This is a genomic window from Vibrio sp. 970, assembly GCF_033339075.1.
Map to the genome: position 1 here is coordinate 1 of NZ_JAWOTW010000266.1, position 736 is coordinate 736.

Here is a 736-nt window from a genome sequence, read left to right on the forward strand (position 1 = left end):
TGCTTTATCATCGCGCACTCCATGGGCGGTGCTATCGCGACGCGCTATCTGCAAACCCACCCAGAGCACCCATTCACTGGTTTGATTTTAAGCGCCCCCATGTTTGGCATTAACTTGCCGTGGTACTTATCGCCTATCGCTATCCCAGTGACGCAAATTCTTTCTGCCGTGTCACCACTGCCGCGTTATGCGCCGGGCCACAAGCCGTACTTTCCCAAGCCTTTTGAGGACAATCCTCTCAGCCAAAGCGCAGGCCGCTACCAGTGGTTTCGCAATCTCTATACAGAAAAACCGGAACTGCAAGTCGGCGGACCAAGCACGCGCTGGGTATGGCAAGGGCTCATGGCAGCGAAACAGTGCTTTTTGTTAACTCGCCAAGTAAAAGTGCCTGTGCTACTGGTTCAAGCAGGCAATGATCGTATCGTCAGCAATCTCGCACAAAAACGCTTTATCGAGAAGCTGCGTAAAACCAATCCTCATGCGGCATTGCTTTCTATTGAAGGCGCACAGCATGAAATCTTGTTCGAAACAGACCAGTACCGCAATCAAGCGCTCGATGCGATCTTCCGCTTTATGGATGACCCTACTTCGTCGTCAGACGAAAAAATGCAATAAGAGTTGTAGGCGACCACTTCACCGCAATGATTAAAGAGGAAATGTCTCTCAAACGATTTACCCTCTTTTTCATCCTCATTTTGGCGTACACTGCTTGCGTCTGTTTCGCCCACCTCGCACG

At 50.5% G+C, this 736-nt stretch carries 1 protein-coding gene; it reads left to right on the top strand.

Annotated features, from left to right (window positions below; translation table 11 throughout):
* Positions 1 to 615, top strand: a 615-nt coding sequence (locus R7Q11_RS26085) for an alpha/beta fold hydrolase (protein WP_225466990.1), incomplete at its 5' end; no start/stop codon positions are given.
* Positions 616 to 736 lie beyond the last annotated feature (121 nt).